The organism is Synergistaceae bacterium (assembly GCA_012521675.1).
In the GTDB taxonomy this organism is placed as follows: Bacteria; Synergistota; Synergistia; order Synergistales; family Aminobacteriaceae; genus JAAYLU01.
On record JAAYLU010000070.1, the window covers coordinates 25,359 to 43,969 of the forward strand.

The window sequence follows — 18,611 nt, forward strand, 5'->3', positions numbered from 1 at the left end:
ATTTCAACCGGATCAAAAGGCGGGTATGCGCTCACTCTTCAATCCCCTCCATCAGGGCGGCGATTTCCTCCGGCTGAGGTAGCTGCCCCTTCAGCTCTTTCGGCAGCGACCTGGTGTTTTCGTAGGTCGCGACGCCTATGGGCTTTGTGGCGGAGTGGAGGGTGTATTCGACTATGGTGCGATTCTTCTCCTTGCACATGACGATGCCGATGGACGGGTTTTCGTCCTCCTGACGGACCTGTCGGTCCAATGCGGTCAGGTAGAACTGCATTTTGCCCGCGTACTCCGGCTGGAACTCGCCGACTTTCAGCTCTATGGCGACCAGGCTGCGCAAGCGGCGGTGGAAGAGCAGCAGGTCGATGAAAAAGTCCCTGCCGTCCACCTCGATGCGGAACTGGCTGCCCATGAAGGCGAACATGCCGCCCATTGCACGAAGGAAGTCCTCGATCCTGGCGATCAGAGCCCGTTCCAGCTCCCGCTCGCTGTACTCCTCCCCCAAATCCAGGAAGTCGAAGGTGTATTCGTCTTTCACAGCCAACTTTGCCTGGGCGCGAAGCTCCGGGGTCAGCGTTCGGTTGAAATTGGTCTGACCCAGCATGGATTTTTCGTAGGTCTGGCTCTCTATCTGGTGCATGAGCACGTTTTTCGACCAGCCGTATTTGCGGGTCATGCGGACGTAGAATTCACGTTCGAGCGGGTCCTTGCACTTGCTCATTATGACCAGGTTGTGAGACCAGGCAATTTCTCCAACCAGTGGTTGGAGTTTTTCATGTCCGCAGTATTCGAGGAAGAATTGCCGCATGTACCAAAGGTTCTGCGGGGAGAAACCGGTAATTCCCGGAAACTCCCGCCTCAAGTCCGCGGATAGGTTTTCGACGACAGACCGTCCCCATCCGGCTGCATCCTGACGTTCCACAATCATCCTGCCAATATCCCAGTACAGCCCCACCAGCTCCTTGTTGACCGCTTTCAGAGCTGCGTACTGCGCAGAACGAACTCGCTCCTTCACCTCGGCCAGTAGGCGCGCATAGTCCGCGTTTTGAGTGATCATGGTCATGGCTGTCGCTCCTTTCATCAGGGGGCTCGATCATTTTCGCGGTGTCGGGAAGATGGTTCGGGGCGAGAACCCTCTTCTTTGGTGTTGTCATTCGATAACCTTCCAGTAGCCGCCACTGGCCGGACCGACGCGCTTCAGTCTGCCGTGCGACTTCAGTTTCGCAATCTGCTTGAGTAACGCGCGTTTGCTCATGCCGAGCGCATCGCCCAGAGATTAAGCGCGTACCACGGCATCCTGCCGCATCAGTTCGATGATTCGATCCTCTGTTTTCGGTGAACTTTCCGGTGAACCTTTCGGTGAACTTTTTGCTGAATCGAGTTGAGCCATTCGCACAGGCCTCGGTTATGACGCTGCCGGGAAACCATTATCGTATCGAGGAGAGGGCCCTGCTTCAAAGGCAAAGCGGGGCTCCGTGAACTAATGGCTCGGATCAATACTACACTGGAAGCGGGACTTTTGCACGGTCCGTTCTCTAAAAGACGGAAACGGCTTCCGGAAGGGAAATGGCAACGAGGAAATGCGGATCACCGGGGCCAAGCCGGCTTGACGGACCGGCATCCAGCCGCGACAATGGATGTAAGGTTGGGAAGCCGATTTTACCCTCGGGAGGCGATTGTTATGAGGCTAAGCGCGAGAAACCAAATCAAGGGAAGGGTCACGGCGATAAAGGAGGGAGCGGTGGAGGCCCAGGTGACGGTGGACATAGGCGGCCAGTCGATAGTGTCGGTGATAACGGTGGACTCGGTGAAGAACCTCGGCATCGCGGTGGACTCGGAGGTCGTGGCCGTGATAAAGGCAGACAGTGTCATGCTGGGAGTCGATTAGTCAAAATACTTTTCGGCCTCGTGTTCGAGGCGCTTTCCTTCTCTTTTTTTCGTCTGACGGTTACGTCGGAGCCTTTTCCCTTTGGGAGAGAGGAGGGCTTGTACGCCCTACCTCTCTCTCAAGCGCTACTTCGAGCCCCTGCCGAGGAATACGGCGAGCGGCGCCAGCAGCAGCAGGGCGAGCGGCAGGGCCGACCCTGCGCCTGCGGAGCATCCGCCGCCTCCGCCTCCTCCGCCCCCTCCGCCCCCGCCGACCATCACGTCGCAGGTCGCCGTGAAGCCGCCGTCCTGGGTCGTCACCGTGATTGCCGCCGTGCCGGGCGCTTTTCCGGTCAGCGTGGCGGTGAATCCGGACTGCGTCCCGTAGACTATATTCGTTTCGCTCGTGGTCCAGTTCACATCCTGATTAGTCGCGTTCGCGGGGACAATCGTGGCCGTCAGAACGGCGCTCTCTCCGACGGCAAGGCTCAACGAGGCGGGGCTCACGCTCACTCCGATCACCGGGACGATTAACGGGGGAGGCCAGGGGATCGGCGTGGGCGGGGGGGGAGGAGGCGGCATGGGAATAGGCTTGGGAGGCGGCATGGGAATAGGCTTGGGAGGCGGCTTGGGAATAGGCAGTGGCGGTGGTTTCTCGCCCCTGATGGCCGCGTTGACGTTGAGGTGTCCGTTCCGAGCGACCTTGCCTTTGAAGTGGGTGTTAATCCTGACGTATTCGAGGATGCGCGCCTTGATCTGTGTCGCGGTCATGCCAGGGTGCTTCGCGGCTATGAGGGCCGCAGCCCCCGCGACGTGGGGCGCGGCCTGGGAGGTCCCGCCTATGGATTTGTATTTGTTCGCCGAGTACGAGCTGAATATGAGTCTTCCCGGGGCCGCGAGGTCGACGTAGTTTGGGCTGTAGTTGGAGAAGCTGGGCCGCTTCCAGTCCGAGTCCATGGCCGCCACGGTTATCGTGTTGGCGAATCGGAAGCAGGCCGGGTAGCAGAGCTGCCCGTTCAGGTCCACCCATCCCTCAAAAAAGTCATCGTATCCTGTCGGATCGTCCAGGTCCTGGCCCTCGTTCCCCGCCGCGAACACCATTACGACGCCCGCGTCCGCCAGGGCCTTGACCGCTATCCCGTAAGGATGCGTGCTCGGATTGGCGATAGAATCCCTCCACCCTCCCAACGACATGTTGGCAACCCTGATGTTGAGCCCCAGGTTCTTCTGGTCGAGCAGGTAGTTCAATCCCGCTATGATCCATGAATCCCAGCCGCTTCCGTTTTTGTCAAGTACCTTGACCGCCAGCATGCCGACCTTCCAGTTAACGCCAACGACCCCGGTGTTGTTGTTTCCCACCGCGCCGATGATGCCGGCCACGTGCGTGCCGTGCCCGTTGAAATCCATGGGATTGGTCGGATCAATGCCGACGAAGTTGCGGCCGAAGTTTTTATCGAGGTCGCGCTGGATGTTGCCCGCCAGGTCCATGTGAGTGTACTCTATGCCTGTGTCCAGTACCCCGACGTAAACGCTCTTGCTTCCGGTCGCGACGTCCCAGGCATCCGGAGCTTCGATCGCCTCCATGCCCCAGAGCTTGTCGTACTCCGGGTCGTTGGGAGTCTTCATAGCGTGCTGGATGTAGTTCGGGGACGCTCCGATCACGCCGGGCCTGCCGCTCAGGGCCGTCAGCAGCTCCATGGTGCTCCTGCCCTCGGCCTTCATGTGGACGATGTTCCTGCCGGTCGCGGCGGCTATGGCGCCGTACGCCCGAACCGCTCGGGCGCCGATCGACTCCGCCGTCGACTGGCCGGCGGACAAGAGCGCGGTCTCGTAGGCGGCGCCCTCGGCCGACGCGGCGGCGGGGACCTCGAGCACCACCAACACCTCCCCGTCGACGTGCTCGCCGCGCACGGGAGCGCCGTCGAACGTGTAGACGGTCTTGAGCGGCGTGTCGGCGAACGCCGAGCCTGCGCAGAGGAGCAGCGCGATAATCAGAATAGGCAACTTTTTCCTCATTGAAAGCACCCTTCTTTCTTTTTCATGAAAAACAGGTCTCGTCGAAAAACAGCATTCCTCCTCGGCGCCGAAAGCCTGGTTGACGACGGCAAACGCCTCTGTAACTCGTCGCGCGACACGCCTTCGATCAGCGGATTTGCCTGCATGTCCTGAAGGCGCAACAAATTCTCATAACCTTGCGACATATTGTAAAAGCATTATAGCATAGCTTGACAATTGTCAAGTATGCCTTTTTTGTATTCAATGATGCGTTTCTCGATTAATGAAAAAATGACGGGAAGGGGAAGCATAAGCAAGAGCACGGCCGGTATGGCCGCTCCGGCCGCGATCCCGGTTATTGTGACGGTGAGTCCGAAGTGCGACCCGACGACTACGCTGGGATCGCTCGTGGTCCAGTTCACATTTCGTGACAACGGTTATTCAACTGTCAAGGTCCTGCGAATGTTGAGGGTGTAAGGTTGGGAAGCCGATTTTACCCTCGGGAGGCGATTGTTATGAGGCTAAGCGCGAGAAACCAAATCAAGGGAAGGGTCACGGCGATAAAGGAGGGAGCGGTGGAGGCCCAGGTGACGGTCGACATAGGCGGCCAGTCGATAGTTTCGGTGATCACGGTGGACTCGGTGAAGAACCTCGGCATCGCGGTGGGCTCGGAGGTCGTGGCCGTGATAAAGGCCGACAGCGTCATGCTGGGAGTCGATTAGTCAAAATACTTTTTCTTGTATCAAGGCGCGCAAAAACGCCCGGATTGTGGTATCCTTCCTCCAGTTTACAGAGAAGGGGGGAAGGCGTCATGTGCGGATCTACCTGTCGGCCTCGTGTTCGAGGCGCTTTCCTTCTCTTTTTTTCGTCTGACGGTTACGTCGGAGCCTTTTTCCCTTTGGGAGAGAGGCTCTTTTTTTATACTCAAAGGGGGATGATGCTTTGAAGGAACAGCCGGGGCAGGTGTGGATCCGCAAGGCGACCGTCATGTCCGAGAGGGACATGGAGCGGATACTTCGCAGGATCGCGGTCGAGATTGTCGAGCGCAACAAGGGGCTGGACTCGGTCGTGCTGCTTGGCATCCAGAGGCGCGGCGTGCATCTGGCGGCGCGGCTCAAGGAGGTCTTCAGGGTCGAGGAGGGGGTGGAGATCCCGACGGGCGAGCTGGACATAACCCTCTACCGCGACGACATCTCCACTCTGGCGGATCAGCCGGTGGTGCGCAGCACGACCGTCCCGTGCGACATTACGGGAAGGCGAGTGGTGCTGGTGGACGACGTTCTGTACACCGGCCGTACCGTCCGGGCGGCGCTGGACGCGATCACGGACCTCGGCAGGCCAGAGAGGGTACAGCTGGCCGTGCTGGTCGATCGGGGTCACAGGGAGCTGCCGATAGCGGCGGACTACGTTGGAAGGATCATACCCACATCTCGCCAGGAGAGCATCGAGGTGCGGGTTAAGGAGCTTGACGGGGAGGATCTGGTCGTCATCCGCGAACGCAAGGGAGGTGCGGGCAGTGGAGTGGAGGCATAAGAATCTCATCGGCCTGGATGGGTGGACCAGGGAGGAGCTTCTCTTCTTCCTGGAGCAGGCAAATTACATGGAGGAGATCATCAGCCGTCCGATCAAGAAGGCGCCCGCCCTGCGCGGCAAGATGGTTGTGAACTGCTTCTTCGAGAACTCCACCAGGACCCGTGTATCGTTCGAGATGGCGGGCAAGATGCTCTCCGCCGACGTGGTGAACTGGTCCTCCTCCGGGTCTAGCACCGCGAAGGGGGAGACCCTGCGGGACACGGCGTGGACGCTGGAGGCCATGGGAGCGGACGCTGTGGTGGTGCGCCACGGGCAGGTGGGAGTGCCCGACTACCTGGCGAAGAAGCTGAGCAGCGCCGCGATAATAAACGCGGGCGACGGCACCAACGGCCACCCGACCCAGGCCCTGCTGGACCTTCACAGCGCCTGGAAGAAGCTCGGAGAGCTCAACGGTGCGAAGATGGCGATGATCGGCGACGTGCTGCACAGCCGAGTGGCCAGGTCGGGCATAGAGGCATTCCGCAAGATGGGCGTCTCGGTCACCCTCAGCGGCCCTTTGACCCTTATGCCGGAGGACACGGACTCCCTCGGCGTGGAGTACGTCTCCGACGTCCGCGAAGCGGCACGAGACGCGGATATACTCTACTTTCTAAGAATTCAGGCGGAGCGGCAGGAGGAAGGGCTGATCCCTTCAGCCGACGAGTACCACAGGAGGTGGGGTGCGACCGAGTCGATCGTGGCCCTTGCCTCCAGAAACGCCGTCGTGATGCACCCGGGACCGTTGAACCGCGGAGTCGAGATCGCCTCAACCGTCGCCGACGGCCCCAAAAGCGTCATACTGGGCCAGATACGCAGCGGTGTGGCCGTTCGAATGGCCCTTCTCTATCTCTGCCTCGGGGGTGCACGATGAGTATCATGCTTAAGAACGGCATCATCTTCGACGGCTTCACTCTGGGGACAGAGAGCGAGGATATTCTGCTGAAAGACGGAGTAGTAGCCCGCAGGAACGCTGGCTTGGCGGCGGAAGGGGCCAAAGTGATCGACTGTGCCGGGCGCATCGTCTGTCCGGGCTTCATCGATCTGCACGCCCACTTCCGCGACCCAGGCTTCGAGTGGCGCGAGGACATAATGAGCGGAGCCAAAGCCGCTGCGGCCGGCGGGTACGCCACCGTGGTCACGATGCCCAACACGGAGCCGGCGGTCGACTCTCAGGTCGCGGTCGAGTACGTGATCAAGCGTGGCGAGACGGCCAAAGGGGCGCGTGTTCTTCCTGCGGCCTGCGTCAGCAGGGGGCGCAAGGGCGGACGGATCGCGGAGCTTGGGCTGATGGCTCGGTCGGGAGCCGTGTTCTTCACCGACGACGGCTCGCCCGTGTCGAACGGCGGGCTGATGAAGACAGCCCTGCGCTACACGAAGGACCTCGAGGTCAGGGTGATGGAGCACCCGGAGGAGCCGTCTCTCACAGAGGGAGCGCAGGTGAACGAGGGCGCCGTGTCCGCCTCGTCCGGGCTCAAGGGATGGCCCTCCTCCGCGGAGGTCATCGACATAGAGAGGGGCATCGCCTTGTGTCGCGAGACCGACTCCCCCATCCACTTCACCCACGTGAGCACGGAGCACGGGATCGACGCGATTCGGCGCGCCAAGCGCGAGGGGCTGCCGGTCTCCTGCGACGTGACGCCGCACCACCTGACTCTTGACGAGAACTACGTCCTCGTGGGGCGCTTCTCCTCCGCATACAAAGTAAATCCTCCACTGAGGACCCGCAGGGACGTGAAGATGCTCTGGAAGGCCGTCGAGGACGGAACGGCGGACGCGATAGCGACGGATCACAGCCCCTACCACATGGACGACAAGGACGTCCCCTTCCAGGAGGCGCCGTTCGGCATCGCCTCGATAGAGTGCTCGGTGGCCGTCGTACTGGACGCGTGGAGGAAGCTTGGCCGCCCGGTGCCGCTGGAGCGGTTGCTATCGCTCTTCACCTCCGGGCCGGCCGCGCTTATGCCCCGCTCCTGGCGCTCGCTGGGCGCGCTGAAGGAGGGGGCGCGGGCGGACGTCACCGTGATCGACATGGAGGAGATAAGGACGGTGGACGTGAACGAATGGAAGAGCAAGGCCCGCATATGCCCGTGGGACGGCGAGATGCTGCAGGGATGGCCGATGCTGACCCTGGTGGACGGGCTTATAAGGATGAACCGGCTGGAGGGCGGCGAGTGAGCGGCGAGGGGGCGCGCGACCACGAGGCGAGGGTCGCCGGGGCGAAGGCTCTGGACGACCGCACCCTCCTGCTGGCGGTCGAGTGCCCGGCGATAGCCGACTCGGCCGTGCCCGGACAGTTCGTCATGGTCAGGGCGGGAAGCTGCGCGGATCCCTTCCTGGGGCGTCCGCTGGCAGTGGCCGGGGCCTCGGACGGCGTCTTCAAGCTGGCATTCAGGGTGGTCGGCAGGGGGACGGAGCTTCTGGCGGCCAAACGAAAAGGAGACCTCCTCGTCGTAAGGGGGCCTCTGGGCAGGGGATTTTTCGACCGTTCAGGCGGCTCATCCATCAGGGTCTTCCTCGCGGGGGGCGGCGTAGGCTCGGTCCCGCTTGTCTTCGCGGCGAAGCGGCTGGGGATGGGCAGGATAGCCGGCGCGACGATGGGAGTCTCGGGGGCCGGTTGGGAGGGGTTTGCCGACTGGCTGAAGACGGCCATGCCGGGCGCGGATCTTCACTCCGACGACGGCGGCATAGGGTCCAGGGGGACCGCGCTGGACGGCCTCCCCGCCGATCTTCCCGAGGGCGCGGAGATCTGGGCCTGCGGCCCCGCAGGGATGCTGCGGGCGCTGGCGGCCAGATTCCCGAACGACGGGGGCAGAATCATGGTGTCGCTGGAGTCGCGGATGGCGTGCGGGGTGGGCGGGTGCCTCGGGTGCGTGATCCCGACCGTGAACGGCAACCGCAGGGTCTGTTCGGACGGCCCCGTGTTCACCGTAGGGGAGGTGCTGTGGGATGAGCTCGAGGACTGACCTGTCGGTCGAGGTTGGCGGCCTGAAGCTGAACTCGCCGGTGATAACCGCGTCCGGCGTGTGGCCGCAGGAGGCGGAGTTCTGGACTCCGGAGAGGCTGGAGGGGGTCGGCGCCCTCTGCACCAAGGCCGTCGGACTAAACCCGCGCCCCGGCAACAGGGGCGCGCGCGTCCACGAGACCCCCTGCGGCCTGCTCAACAGCGTGGGGCTGCAGAACAGCGGGATGGCGGCCTTCATCGAGGATTACCTGCCGCTGGCGCGCTCTTGCGGGCGTACCTTCCTGGTGAACCTTATAATGGAGTCGGAGCGAGAGGTACGGGAGAGTCTTTCCGCCCTTCGCGACGCGCCGGGCGTCCCGGCGGTCGAACTGAACATCTCCTGCCCGAACGTCGAGGGGGATGGGATGGAGTGGGGGCTGCACCCGGAGGGAGCGGCGCGTGCCGTTCGCATAGCCAGGAGCGAGTGGAACGGCCCCCTGTGGGCGAAGCTCACCCCCCAGTCGCCCGACCTGGCGGCAGTGGCCAGGGCCGTGGAGTCCGAGGGTGCGGACGCGGTGGTATGCTGCAACACCTGGCTTGGAATGGCGATGGATATAGATACTGGTCGTCCCGTCTTCCGCAGGGTCGTCGCGGGGCTGTCCGGCCCGGCGATCTTCCCGCTTGCGCTGCGCACCGTTTGGCAGGTTAGCGGGGCCGTCTCGATCCCGGTGGTGGGCTGCGGTGGCGTATCCGGCTGGCGGGACGCCGCGGCGATGCTCATGGCGGGCGCGTCGGCGGTGGAGGTCGGCTCGGCTCTGTTCGCGGACCTGGAGATTCCTCGCAGGATCGCCGACGGGCTGTCGGACTGGATGGCGGAGCGGAATATCGACAGCGTGCCCGGGCTGATCGGCCTCGGACGCCGCTGATCGACTGGAGGAGCAAAATCATGAGAGAAGGACTTGAACACCTGATTCTGGCGCTCGACGTGGAGCGTCCCGACGAGGGCAGGGAGCTGCTGGCTTCGCTCAGAGGCGGCCTGAAGTACGTGAAGATCGGGCATCAGCTCTACGCGCGCGGAGGCACTGCCTTCCTGGGGGAGCTTCACGGAATGGGGCTGTCCATCTTCCTCGACCTCAAGCTGCACGACATCCCCAACACGATACTGCAGGCCGTGGAGGCTCTTGCGGACCAGGGGCTCTGGGCCCTGACCCTGCACTCCGCCGGCGGAAGGCGAATGCTGGATGAGGCGCGCAGGGCTAGGGACAAAAGCGGATCGGGCATGTCGCTGCTAGGAGTAACCGTGCTGACCAGCTTCGACGAGGGCTCGTGGGCGGAGGTCGTCCCCGGATGCTCCCTCTTTGACGCTCTGAGAGCACGAGCGGCGCTCTGCCACGAGGCGGGGATCGACGGCCTTGTCTGCTCCCCGCTGGACCTTGCCTCGGTGCGTGCTTCCGCCCCGGGGCTTTTCACCGTGGTCCCCGGCGTCCGGCCGCAGAGCGCGTCGGACGACCAGGCCAGGGTGGCTACGCCGAGGGAGGCGATCGCCTCGGGCGCTGACTATATAGTCGTAGGCAGGCCGATACTCGGCGCTCCCGACAGGGTCGAGGCGGTGGAGAGAATTGCGCTCGACATCGAGGGGGGGCTGAAATGCAGGAAGAGTTAATAACACAGCGTCTGCAGGAGATGATGAAGGAGAGCGGCGCTCACCTGGAGGGGCACTTTCGCCTGACGTCCGGCTTCCACAGCGGCGACTACATCCAGTGCGCGCTGCTGCTGCGCTACCCCCGCTACGCCAAGTTCGCCGGGAAGGCGCTCGCCGACAGGGTGCGGAAACTCTCCCCCGAGATGATCGCGTCGCCCGCGATCGGAGGAATAGTGATAGGGCACGAGGTTGCCCGTGCGCTAGACGTCCCCTTCATCTTCTGCGAGAGAAGGGACGGAACCATGACCCTCAGGCGCTTCCCCATGCCGGTCGGGACGAGAATGGTGGTCATAGAGGACGTGATCACCACCGGCGCCTCGTCCGGCGAGGTCGGGAAGGTGCTCGAGGAGGGCGGCGCCGTCTGGGCGGGCACGGGAGCGATAATAGACAGAAGTGGCGGCGAATCGTCGCTTCCCCACATCCCGGAATCCCTCTGGCAGGCCGTCTTTCCAGTCTGGCAACCGGAGAAATGCCCCCTGTGCAGGCAGGGCATTCCCGTGGTGAAGCCGGGAAGCAGGGTTTGATAATCTCTACTCTCGCGAACACATAACGAGGATACAGCGAATCGTCGTCCCGAACGACCGACGGGAGGAGGAATCTCGCCCTTGGCGGCACCACGTAAGCATAATAAAGACCCACTCTAAACAATCTACGGACTAATAACAATTTATCCTTGCCTCTATTCCACTTTTGATGTAGCATTCGCTCAAAGCGCGGAAGGAGGAAATCCATGTACCCAAATCTAAGGTCCGAGGGGAAGATCGGGAGGCTTGTAATTCCCAACAGGGTGGTGATGCCGGCCATGGGGGTCAACTTAGCGGCCCCGGATGGCGGCGTCACCGACGACATAATTGCGTTCTACGAGGCGCGGGCGAGGGGCGGCGTCGGTCTGATAATCACGGAGGTCACACGAGTCGAGGGCGGCAGGGGGAGCAGCGATCCATGCCAGCTCTCGGCTCATAAAATTTCTGACATAGCCGGTCTTCAGCGATTGACCGGCGCGGTGCACAAGTACGGGACCAGGATATTCATTCAGCTTCAGCACCCCGGACGCATGGCCTCCCCGGGGGTGACCGGCGAGACCTCGGTGGCACCCTCCCCGGTGGCGGACCCATCGACACCGGACAACGTTCCCCGGGAGCTGACCGAGGCGGAGTGCGCCGAGATGGTCGGCAAGTTCGTCTTCGCTGCCTACGTGGCAAAGTCCGCGGGAGCGGACGGAGTTGAGCTTCACGGTGCGCACGGCTATCTGATCAACGAGTTCCTGTCCCCCGCGATGAACTACCGGACCGACAGGTACGGCGGGTCTTTCGAGAACCGCATGAGGTTCGTCGAGGAGATAGTCGCGGGGATCAAGAGGGGCTGCGGAGCTTATTTCCCCGTATCAGTCCGCATCAACGCGGAGGAGGCCCTCCCGGGCGGGATAGACCTCGAGGAGGCCGCCAGGATCGCCGCCGCGCTGGAGAGGGCGGGGGCCGACGCGATCAACGTGAGCTGCTACAACCTCGGCTGCATCGAGCCTGGAACTTACGAGCAGGGATGGAAGAGCTACATGGGGGCCGCGATCAAGAAAGTCGTATCGATCCCGGTGATAGCGGTGAACAACATCAAGGATCCGTCCGTGGCCGAGTCGCTGCTTGAGAAGGGGGTCTGCGATTTCGCGGGGCTTGGACGAGCCCTTCTGGCGGACCCGGAGTGGGCCGCCAAGGCATTCTCCGGCAGGGACGACGAGATACGCAGGTGCATAGGTTGCCTCTGCTGCTTCGCGGAAATAGCCAACGTCAGGCAGGTGCGCTGCGCGGTGAACCCGAGGACCGGGCGCGAGCGGGAGTACCTGCACCCGGTTCGCGACGGCGACGGGCGCGTTGTCGCGGTGATAGGCGGCGGCCCGGCTGGTATCGAGGCCGCACTGGTGCTCAAGGAACGTGGTTTTGACCCGGTGATATTCGACGGCGCGGAGAGGCTCGGCGGAACTCTGAACACCGCCGACAAGGGATACGGCAAGGACAAGATTACAAAGTACGTGGACTCCCTGGTCGCCCAGGTCGAGAAGGCCGGCATAGAGGTCAGGCTCGGCCAAGAGGTCGCACCGGAGGACGTCGCGGAGCTGAAACCGTGCGGAGTCCTTCTGGCGTGCGGCGGAGAGCCGTGCGTCCCGCCCGTCCCCGGAACGGACCTCGACTTCGTCTGCACAGCGGAGGACGTGCTGCTGGGGCGCACACGCCCGACGGGTAGGGTCGTCATCATCGGCTCGGGCATGACCGGGCTCGAGACGGCGGAGACCCTGGCCCTGGAAGGGTGCAAAGTCACGCTGGTGGAGATGCTGGGCGAGCTCGGGCCGGGCATGTACCATTTGGTAGTGATGGACGTGATGAACCGCATCGGGCCGCACGATCCGGTGATATTGACCGGTCACAGGCTGGAGCGGATCGTGCCCGGCGGCGTGAAGCTGTTGCGCCTGTCGGACGGAGAGATGGTCGAGGTAAATGCGGACGGCGTCGTGCTGGCGGTCGGGGTCGCCCCCAGGAGGGAGGTAGTCGATAGCTTCAAAACCGCCTTTCCGGACGTCGTGGTCATCGGCGACGCAAAATGCTGCGGACGCGTGCTGGAGGCCACGCAGGACGCTCGCGGAAGGGCTTTCACCTTCGAGCCGCGAGCCTGAACGAAAGGAGAGGTTTTGCATGGACATGGGGTATAAAATCCCGGAGGAAGAGCTTTCGAACTTCATGAAGGACGGCGCCATGAACGACCAGTACGGCATCCAGCTCTTCTTCAACACGGACCCTAAGAGGGCGAGGGAGCTACTGCCGCCTCCCCTGGAGCCGGCGGATCCGGCCAACCCGATGTGCTACGTGTATGTAGTCAACATCAGGCAGCCGACCTTCTCGCCCTGGTACATGGAGGGAGGGCTGGGGATAATGGCTCGCCTGGGCGACTACGAGGGCATCTACTTCCTCGGCCTGATGCTGAGCGGCCCAGGCTCGTTGATGGGGGTGCTCTCCGGGCGCGAGGGCTCAGGGCTCGCCAAGAAGCTGTGCGAAAGAATCCTTGTCGAGAGGACGGGCGACGTAGGAAGATGCCTCATCAGGAGAGACGGAGTGGACCTGCTGGACGTTAAACTGAAGATAGGCAGCTACAACCAGAAGGGCTTCGCCACGGCTCAGGAGGGGAGCACGCGGGAGAACCCGACGACAATCGGCGGAGGGTGCCTGAACCACGTATACGAGATAAGACAGGGCGGTTTCTCCAACCTCAAGGTAATCTACTACGACAGCCCGACCATGATCTACTCATGGGATCCCGCCGAGGCCGACCTGTCCCTGGCCTCGTCGCTCAACGACAGGTGGGGGGAGCTGCCCGTGACCAACGTCATCGGCGCAGGATGGATGGTCAGCGACAACTGGGTCATCAGTCAGAAGGAGATCTACGAGTACACCGACAAACAGGAGCTGACTCAGGCGATGTCACTGCTGCTGCCGGGCCGCTTCGACCGCTGCACGTTCCTGAAGGACCACCAGACCTACGAATGATTGCTGTCGTCCCGAACGGTGCGTAGCACCGGAGGGACCTCGGGGTTGAGGCGGTTAAAGGCGAGATCCCTCGCATACGCTCGGGATGACTCGAAGCAGCAGTCGTTTGAATCGATGATGAAAGGCGGGACGCACAGATGGAGTTCGATGAAAGCTACTACAGGGGCAAGACGGCTGTCGTCACAGGGGCGGCGTCGGGAATAGGACTGGGGCTCGTCGAGGAGCTGCTGGCCTACGGAGCGGAGAAGGTCGTCCTCGCGGACTTCAACAAGGAGAACCTTGAAAAGCATACAGCCCGCCTGTCGGCCGAGTACCCAGAAAAGGTGAAGGGCATACTCTGCGACGTGACGAAGGAGGGCGAGGTCGTCGACATGATCGCAGGGGCGGCCGATTTCTTCGGCGGTAGGATCGACCTGCTTATCAACAACGCGGGAGGAGGCATGATGGGGCTCTTCGTCGAGCCGCACCCCTCGGCTCCCGAGGAGGAGCTCAAGGAGATCAGGGTGCAGACCAACGAGGACTGGGAGAGATCCTTCGCCCTCAACTTCTACGGGGCCCTGTACGGCTGCCGCGCGGTCATACCGGTGATGCGGAGGCACGGCGGCGGACAGGTGATCAACGTGATCTCCGGCATAGCCTTCTACCCCATGCCCTACCAGACTATGTACGCCGCCACAAAGGCAGCGCTCAACGGCATGACGCTGTCGCTGCGCTACGAGTACTGGGACGAGAACATCAAGTTCAACTCGGCCACTCCCGGAACCACCGCCACGGCGATCTGGGGCGACTTGCCCGCGCCCCCGACCGCCCAGACACCGCAGCAGTCCGCGAGGCGCATCCTGGCCCAGGCGGCGAGGAACAGAAGAGTTATTTTCGGGGACGACCCCGACGAGTCCGGGGCGAAGACCTGCTTCCACCCTGACCACGAGGAGATCCCGGACACATATCTTCTGGAGGTGGCAAGAGCCAGAAGGGGCGGCCAGATGACCAGGGTCTAGCAAGATAATGAAAGATGCCGCCGGGAGAGCGTCCGGCGGCATCTATGGTCTTCGCGGAAGTTCGCCCCCGTCACATCTGCTGCATGTTCTCGATGAAGTGGCTGAAAAACTTCTTGTACCCCTCGCACAGGTAGTTCTTTCCCCTCAGTCCGTCCTCCGACGGAACGATGCGGTGACTCGGACAGCCCCCGAAGCACAGGGTGATATAAGGGCAGTCGAAGCAGTCATCGGGGAGCCCTTCGGTCTTGTTCATGCAGAAAGGGCGATTGCGCTCCACTATCTGGGAGAGAGGGGTCTCCAGCAGATTTCCCAGCTTGTACTTCGGATAGGCGTACCGTTCGCACGAGTAGACATCCCCGTTCACCTCGACCGAGACGCCGTGACCGCAGAGCGGGTTGTGGGCGCAGGTCCCTCCCTGGTTTCCCAGCATGTTTCGGGCGGTCGCATCGAATAGGACGACGGTTTTCAATCCCCCGTCAAGCTCCATCCAACTGTCGAAGACCTCTGCCAGGAAAGATCCGAACCCCTCGGGCGAGACCGAGAACGGCTCGACGGACTTACTCTGGACGGGTGGGCCTTTTATCCCCGGAGGCATGGAGAAGCACTGGCCATCTTCCAGTTCGTGGAAAGCGGCCTCTCTCTCCACTACCGGGGTGAACTGCATGCGGTCGGCGATGCCGCGCAGAAAGCCGTAGACCTCGCGCGGGTGCGACTCGTTCGCCGCGTGGACCCTGGCAAGGGCGCCGAACCGCACCCCGTGCTTCTTCAGCAGGTCGACCCCCGCCATCACCTTGTCGAACGTGCCCCCGTCGTGCCCTACCCTGTAGACGTCGTTCAGCTCCTTTGGACCGTCGATGCAGACCTCTACATGGAAGCCATGCTTGGCTAGGAGGTCGCACCACCCGTCGTCGAGCAGAGTGCCGTTGGTCCGGATGCTGTTCTTGGCCCCGCCACCTCGCCTCTCCTGGAGCTCCATCGCCCTCTCGAAGAACGGAAGCCCGGCAAGAAGAGGCTCGCCGCCGCTCCAGACGAATTCCGCCTGGCCGTCCTCGTCGAGATCGAATACCCGGTTTACGTAAGATTCAAGGACTTCGTCGGACATCCTCGGCATCTCCTGCGCCAAAAGCCCGGGCTTTTCCGAGTAATAGCAGTAAGTGCAGCGCAGATTGCAAAGCCCTCCCACTACCTTGGCCATAACAGTGAACGCGCACCTCTCCCCTTCCATCGCCTCCGCAACCCTCCTTGCTACCATCCATTTCATTATAATGAATTATACACCCAAAGCACCGGCGAACAAAAACAGAACATTTAGTTATCGCCTCGCCCCTTGTCAAACTCTGGAAATATGGTAATATACTCCCCGCACGCCGTATAATGCGTATAAACTGGGGAATCGTCCAATGGCAGGACACCTGACTCTGGATCAGGCAATCTTGGTTCGAATCCAGGTTCCCCAGCCAGCAAGCAAAGGCCCCATCGACTAGCGGTCTAGGTCGTAACCCTCTCAAGGTTAAAACACGGGTTCGAATCCCGTTGGGGCTACCAAATATATCCGTACCGGCGTACGGTGATAATAGTGAAAGGCCGTCGTCCTGGCGGCCTTTTTTCGTGGCGCAAGCCCCCTTTGATCCACCCGTTCACGGGTGATATTATTGTCTTCGCAGACGGTCCTGCCCTTGTTGTTGGAGGTGCGCCCTGAAAGGAGGACGCCATGGCCGTGGTCCGCAGGAGTTTTCTGGTCAAGGGAACCGTGCAGGGAGTGGGGTTCCGCCACAGCGCGGCGAGGACGGCCCTTAGGCTGGGGCTGGTCGGATGGGTGCGAAACCTTCCCGACGGATCGGTGGAGGTTCATGCCCAGGGTGAAGCCGAGTCCGTCGCCACCATGGAGGACTGGCTTCGCGAAGGTCCGCCCATGGCGACCGTGACGAGGCTGATCGCGATGGAGGTCCCTCCCGAGACGGGCGAGAGCTCTTTCACCGTCCGCTACTTCCGATGATGACCGTTCTCTCCTTTTTCTCCCCATACCTGCTGCTTCTCTTGGTCGGCCTGGCCGGCTTCCTCGTCTTCAAAAAGCTCTCCGTGCCTGTGCCTGCGCTGCTGGGGCCTCTCTTTTTCGCCGGGATGCTAAATCTGATCGGGCTCTACCCCGAGGCAGACATGCTTTGGCCCTCCCGCTGCAGCAACGTCATCATCGGCGCTCTCGCCGGGTCGAGGGTGAGCAGAAGGTCGGCGCGGCTCCTGGGAGAGCTGCCCCTCCCCGCCCTTGTAGTGTCCGCGGGGATGCTGGCCCTGTCGCTGTGCGGGGGCGCTCTGCTCTACCTGTCCACGGACCTCTCCCCGAGGACGGCGTTCATAGGCTCCACCACGGGCGGGATATCGGAGATGGCGCTGCTCTCGATCTCCATGGGGGCGGACGTAGCGACAGTCACCCTGCTTCAGACGGCGCGAGTGCTGATCGCTTTGACGCTATCGCCCATGATCTGCAGGGCGCTCCCGGCCATACTGGGCCGCGACAATGCCGGGCAGGAAGAGCCCGGGCCGGGAGAGCCCGAAGTTCGGCACCGCACGGCATCCGGCTACGCCCTACTGGCCGCGGCTGCCGTCTCGGGCGGCTTCGCAGGCTACATGCTGCGCCTGCCAGCAGGGGTGATGACAGGGGCAATGATCGGGACTGCGGCGGCGAATCTGCTGCGCGAGGGGCTGCCCTCTGTTCCGCGGGTGCTCGTGTCCACCGCCCAGGCCATCATAGGACTGACGATAGCGTCCAACATCTCCGCCTCGACATTCGGCGGCTTGGGCCGGCAGTGGCTGCCCGTGTCGGTGGTGCTGATGCTGATGCTGCTGGGCAGCATTGCGATAGCCGAGCTGCTGCACAGGATGACCGGGTGGAACTACCCGACCTGCCTGCTGTCGGCCTCGCTGGGAGGCCTTTCGCAGATGATCGTCATAGCTGACGAGATGGGGGCAGATCCCCTGAAGGTCACCCTGCTCCAGACCGTCCGACTGCTGAGCATTATCATCGTGCTGCCCCTGGTATTCTCGCTCTTCTTCCTCTGATCGGGGCTCTTTCTCTGGTATCATTCTCCCTGGAATGACAGAACCCTTGCAACGCTAGGAGTGAGACAGAGCCGTGACAGAAAAACCTCCCGTATCTCCCTGGATAGTCCTGTCCATAGGGGTGTTCGCCATATCGACGGGCGCCATCTTCACGCGGATGGCATCCGCGCCGCCGCTCGTCATATCCGCCTACAGGGTGGGGCTGGCAACCCTATTCCTCTCGCCCTTCACCATCCGCAGGGCCGTCGCGGAGCTCTCCTCGCTCGGGCGGAGGGACGTGCTCTGCGGCGCGGCGTCCGGGCTCTTCCTGGCCCTTCACTTCGCCGCCTGGATCTCCTCTCTTTTCTACACCTCGGTCGCAAGCAGCGTGGTGATCGTGAACGCCATCCCCCTGTGGACAGGGCTCTTCTCCCCCTTCCTGACAGGCGAACCATTCTCGAAGGCCCTGAAAAGAGGGCTGCTCATCGCGCTTCCCGGCGCTCTGATCATAAGCTGGGGGGACTTCGCCACCGGCTGGGCGGCACTGTGGGGGGACTTCCTGGCCCTGCTGGGGAGCCTGTTCGCCGCTCTGTACATCCTGCTGGGCCGCAGGATAAGGCCGCACGTGTCGCTCGGCACCTACGTGACCCTTAGCTACGGGGTGGCGGCGGCCGTGCTGTGGGCGGCAGTCCTAGCGGCGGGACTGCCTGTGTCCGGCTTCTCTGGAACGACGTGGAGCGCCCTCTTCCTGATGGCGCTCGTGCCCCAGGTACTCGGCCACTCGAGCTACAACTGGGCGCTCAGGTGGATGAGCGGGGGCACGGTATCTCTCTGCCTGCTCGGGGAGCCGGTCGGCAGCTCGATCCTGGCCGCGCTCCTCCTGGGCGAGCCTCTGACCCTGGTCAAGACCGTCGGGGGCGGGCTCATCCTTGCGGGAATCGTGCTCGCATCCAGGGAGGAGCGGTAGCGATCCCAGG

Annotated in this window: 19 protein-coding genes and 2 tRNA genes; 18 read left to right on the top strand and 3 right to left on the bottom strand. The window is 62.5% G+C overall.

The genetic code is table 11. From position 1 onward, the window contains the following. Nucleotides 1-31: 31 nt before the first annotated feature. Nucleotides 32-1,057 (bottom strand): DUF1016 domain-containing protein, encoded by a 1,026-nt coding sequence (locus GX181_07200; protein NLM71728.1) that lies wholly within the window; start codon nucleotides 1,055-1,057, stop codon nucleotides 32-34. Nucleotides 1,058-1,675: 618 nt separating this feature from the next. On the opposite strand from GX181_07200, the gene GX181_07205 reads away from it, so the two are divergent. Next, a complete protein-coding gene (locus GX181_07205) occupies nucleotides 1,676-1,882 on the top strand; it encodes a TOBE domain-containing protein (protein NLM71729.1) in 207 nt (68 codons plus the stop codon). 125 nt (nucleotides 1,883-2,007) lie between these two features. Here the strand turns inward: GX181_07205 and GX181_07210 are convergent, their stop codons facing one another. Further along, on the bottom strand, nucleotides 2,008-3,876 hold the full coding sequence (locus GX181_07210; protein ID NLM71730.1) for a S8 family serine peptidase: 1,869 nt from the start codon (nucleotides 3,874-3,876) through the stop codon (nucleotides 2,008-2,010). 243 nt (nucleotides 3,877-4,119) lie between these two features. On the opposite strand from GX181_07210, the gene GX181_07215 reads away from it, so the two are divergent. The 12 genes from GX181_07215 (at nucleotide 4,120) to GX181_07270 (ending at nucleotide 14,598) form a co-directional block, all read left to right on the top strand. Beyond that, a complete protein-coding gene (locus GX181_07215) occupies nucleotides 4,120-4,332 on the top strand; it encodes a hypothetical protein (GenBank protein NLM71731.1) in 213 nt (70 codons plus the stop codon). A 38-nt stretch (nucleotides 4,333-4,370) separates the two neighbouring features. After that, nucleotides 4,371-4,577, top strand: a complete 207-nt coding sequence (locus tag GX181_07220; GenBank protein ID NLM71732.1) for a TOBE domain-containing protein — start codon at nucleotides 4,371-4,373, stop codon at nucleotides 4,575-4,577. A gap of 265 nt (nucleotides 4,578-4,842) precedes the next feature. Beyond that, a complete protein-coding gene (gene pyrR / locus GX181_07225; GenBank protein ID NLM71733.1) occupies nucleotides 4,843-5,388 on the top strand; it encodes a bifunctional pyr operon transcriptional regulator/uracil phosphoribosyltransferase PyrR in 546 nt (181 codons plus the stop codon). Further along, nucleotides 5,372-6,298 carry an aspartate carbamoyltransferase catalytic subunit gene (locus GX181_07230; GenBank protein NLM71734.1) on the top strand — a complete coding sequence of 309 codons (927 nt, stop codon included), beginning with the start codon at nucleotides 5,372-5,374 and terminating at the stop codon, nucleotides 6,296-6,298. Before pyrR ends, GX181_07230 begins: the two co-directional genes overlap by 17 nt. Further along, on the top strand, nucleotides 6,295-7,602 hold the full coding sequence (locus GX181_07235) for a dihydroorotase (protein NLM71735.1): 1,308 nt from the start codon (nucleotides 6,295-6,297) through the stop codon (nucleotides 7,600-7,602). The genes GX181_07230 and GX181_07235 overlap by 4 nt, the downstream gene beginning before the upstream one ends. Continuing rightward, a complete protein-coding gene (locus GX181_07240; GenBank protein NLM71736.1) occupies nucleotides 7,599-8,390 on the top strand; it encodes a dihydroorotate dehydrogenase in 792 nt (263 codons plus the stop codon). The genes GX181_07235 and GX181_07240 overlap by 4 nt, the downstream gene beginning before the upstream one ends. Next, a complete protein-coding gene (locus GX181_07245; protein NLM71737.1) occupies nucleotides 8,374-9,294 on the top strand; it encodes a dihydroorotate dehydrogenase in 921 nt (306 codons plus the stop codon). Before GX181_07240 ends, GX181_07245 begins: the two co-directional genes overlap by 17 nt. A 20-nt stretch (nucleotides 9,295-9,314) precedes the next feature. Continuing rightward, nucleotides 9,315-10,031, top strand: a complete 717-nt coding sequence (gene pyrF, locus GX181_07250; protein NLM71738.1) for an orotidine-5'-phosphate decarboxylase — start codon at nucleotides 9,315-9,317, stop codon at nucleotides 10,029-10,031. Beyond that, nucleotides 10,016-10,594, top strand: coding sequence for an orotate phosphoribosyltransferase (locus GX181_07255; protein ID NLM71739.1), 579 nt, complete (start codon nucleotides 10,016-10,018; stop codon nucleotides 10,592-10,594). Before pyrF ends, GX181_07255 begins: the two co-directional genes overlap by 16 nt. A gap of 206 nt (nucleotides 10,595-10,800) precedes the next feature. Further along, entirely contained in the window at nucleotides 10,801-12,732 is a 1,932-nt protein-coding gene (locus GX181_07260) for an FAD-dependent oxidoreductase (GenBank protein NLM71740.1), read from the top strand. A 19-nt stretch (nucleotides 12,733-12,751) separates the two neighbouring features. Next, nucleotides 12,752-13,600: an acetoacetate decarboxylase family protein gene (locus GX181_07265; GenBank protein NLM71741.1), complete on the top strand. Its 849-nt coding sequence runs from the start codon at nucleotides 12,752-12,754 to the stop codon at nucleotides 13,598-13,600. A 137-nt stretch (nucleotides 13,601-13,737) separates the two neighbouring features. Beyond that, nucleotides 13,738-14,598: an SDR family oxidoreductase gene (locus tag GX181_07270; protein NLM71742.1), complete on the top strand. Its 861-nt coding sequence runs from the start codon at nucleotides 13,738-13,740 to the stop codon at nucleotides 14,596-14,598. Between the two features lie 70 nt (nucleotides 14,599-14,668). Here GX181_07270 and GX181_07275 read toward each other — a convergent pair whose 3' ends face one another. Next, a complete protein-coding gene (locus tag GX181_07275) occupies nucleotides 14,669-15,859 on the bottom strand; it encodes an anaerobic sulfatase maturase (GenBank protein ID NLM71743.1) in 1,191 nt (396 codons plus the stop codon). 125 nt (nucleotides 15,860-15,984) lie between these two features. Here GX181_07275 and GX181_07280 point away from each other — a divergent pair. The 5 genes from GX181_07280 to GX181_07300 all read left to right on the top strand — a co-directional run bounded on the left by GX181_07280 (nucleotide 15,985) and on the right by GX181_07300 (nucleotide 18,601). Continuing rightward, nucleotides 15,985-16,058: transfer RNA gene (locus GX181_07280), tRNA-Gln, on the top strand. Between the two features lie 9 nt (nucleotides 16,059-16,067). Continuing rightward, a tRNA-Glu gene (locus GX181_07285) sits at nucleotides 16,068-16,143 on the top strand. Nucleotides 16,144-16,309: 166 nt separating this feature from the next. After that, nucleotides 16,310-16,594, top strand: a complete 285-nt coding sequence (locus GX181_07290) for an acylphosphatase (protein NLM71744.1) — start codon at nucleotides 16,310-16,312, stop codon at nucleotides 16,592-16,594. Continuing rightward, the gene (locus GX181_07295) at nucleotides 16,594-17,655 is read left to right on the top strand and encodes an AbrB family transcriptional regulator (GenBank protein NLM71745.1); all 1,062 of its coding nucleotides are present in this window, start codon (nucleotides 16,594-16,596) and stop codon (nucleotides 17,653-17,655) included. The genes GX181_07290 and GX181_07295 overlap by 1 nt, the downstream gene beginning before the upstream one ends. Before the next feature lie 73 nt (nucleotides 17,656-17,728). Continuing rightward, entirely contained in the window at nucleotides 17,729-18,601 is an 873-nt protein-coding gene (locus tag GX181_07300) for a DMT family transporter (GenBank protein ID NLM71746.1), read from the top strand. The last annotated feature ends 10 nt before the right edge of the window (nucleotides 18,602-18,611 follow it).

Excerpts from the sequence above, each read along its gene's own strand:
- pyrF (NLM71738.1), top strand. The coding sequence starts at position 9,315 with ATGAGAGAAGGACTTGAACACCTGATTCTGGCGCTCGACGTGGAGCGT.
- GX181_07200 (NLM71728.1), bottom strand. The coding sequence starts at position 1,057 with ATGACCATGATCACTCAAAACGCGGACTATGCGCGCCTACTGGCCGAG.
- GX181_07260 (NLM71740.1), top strand. The coding sequence starts at position 10,801 with ATGTACCCAAATCTAAGGTCCGAGGGGAAGATCGGGAGGCTTGTAATT.
- GX181_07210 (NLM71730.1), bottom strand. The coding sequence starts at position 3,876 with ATGAGGAAAAAGTTGCCTATTCTGATTATCGCGCTGCTCCTCTGCGCA.
- GX181_07220 (NLM71732.1), top strand. The coding sequence starts at position 4,371 with ATGAGGCTAAGCGCGAGAAACCAAATCAAGGGAAGGGTCACGGCGATA.
- GX181_07235 (NLM71735.1), top strand. The coding sequence starts at position 6,295 with ATGAGTATCATGCTTAAGAACGGCATCATCTTCGACGGCTTCACTCTG.
- GX181_07245 (NLM71737.1), top strand. The coding sequence starts at position 8,374 with ATGAGCTCGAGGACTGACCTGTCGGTCGAGGTTGGCGGCCTGAAGCTG.
- pyrR (NLM71733.1), top strand. The coding sequence starts at position 4,843 with ATGTCCGAGAGGGACATGGAGCGGATACTTCGCAGGATCGCGGTCGAG.
- GX181_07295 (NLM71745.1), top strand. The coding sequence starts at position 16,594 with ATGACCGTTCTCTCCTTTTTCTCCCCATACCTGCTGCTTCTCTTGGTC.
- GX181_07275 (NLM71743.1), bottom strand. The coding sequence starts at position 15,859 with ATGAAATGGATGGTAGCAAGGAGGGTTGCGGAGGCGATGGAAGGGGAG.
- GX181_07270 (NLM71742.1), top strand. The coding sequence starts at position 13,738 with ATGGAGTTCGATGAAAGCTACTACAGGGGCAAGACGGCTGTCGTCACA.
- GX181_07255 (NLM71739.1), top strand. The coding sequence starts at position 10,016 with ATGCAGGAAGAGTTAATAACACAGCGTCTGCAGGAGATGATGAAGGAG.
- GX181_07215 (NLM71731.1), top strand. The coding sequence starts at position 4,120 with ATGATGCGTTTCTCGATTAATGAAAAAATGACGGGAAGGGGAAGCATA.
- GX181_07205 (NLM71729.1), top strand. The coding sequence starts at position 1,676 with ATGAGGCTAAGCGCGAGAAACCAAATCAAGGGAAGGGTCACGGCGATA.
- GX181_07265 (NLM71741.1), top strand. The coding sequence starts at position 12,752 with ATGGACATGGGGTATAAAATCCCGGAGGAAGAGCTTTCGAACTTCATG.
- GX181_07290 (NLM71744.1), top strand. The coding sequence starts at position 16,310 with ATGGCCGTGGTCCGCAGGAGTTTTCTGGTCAAGGGAACCGTGCAGGGA.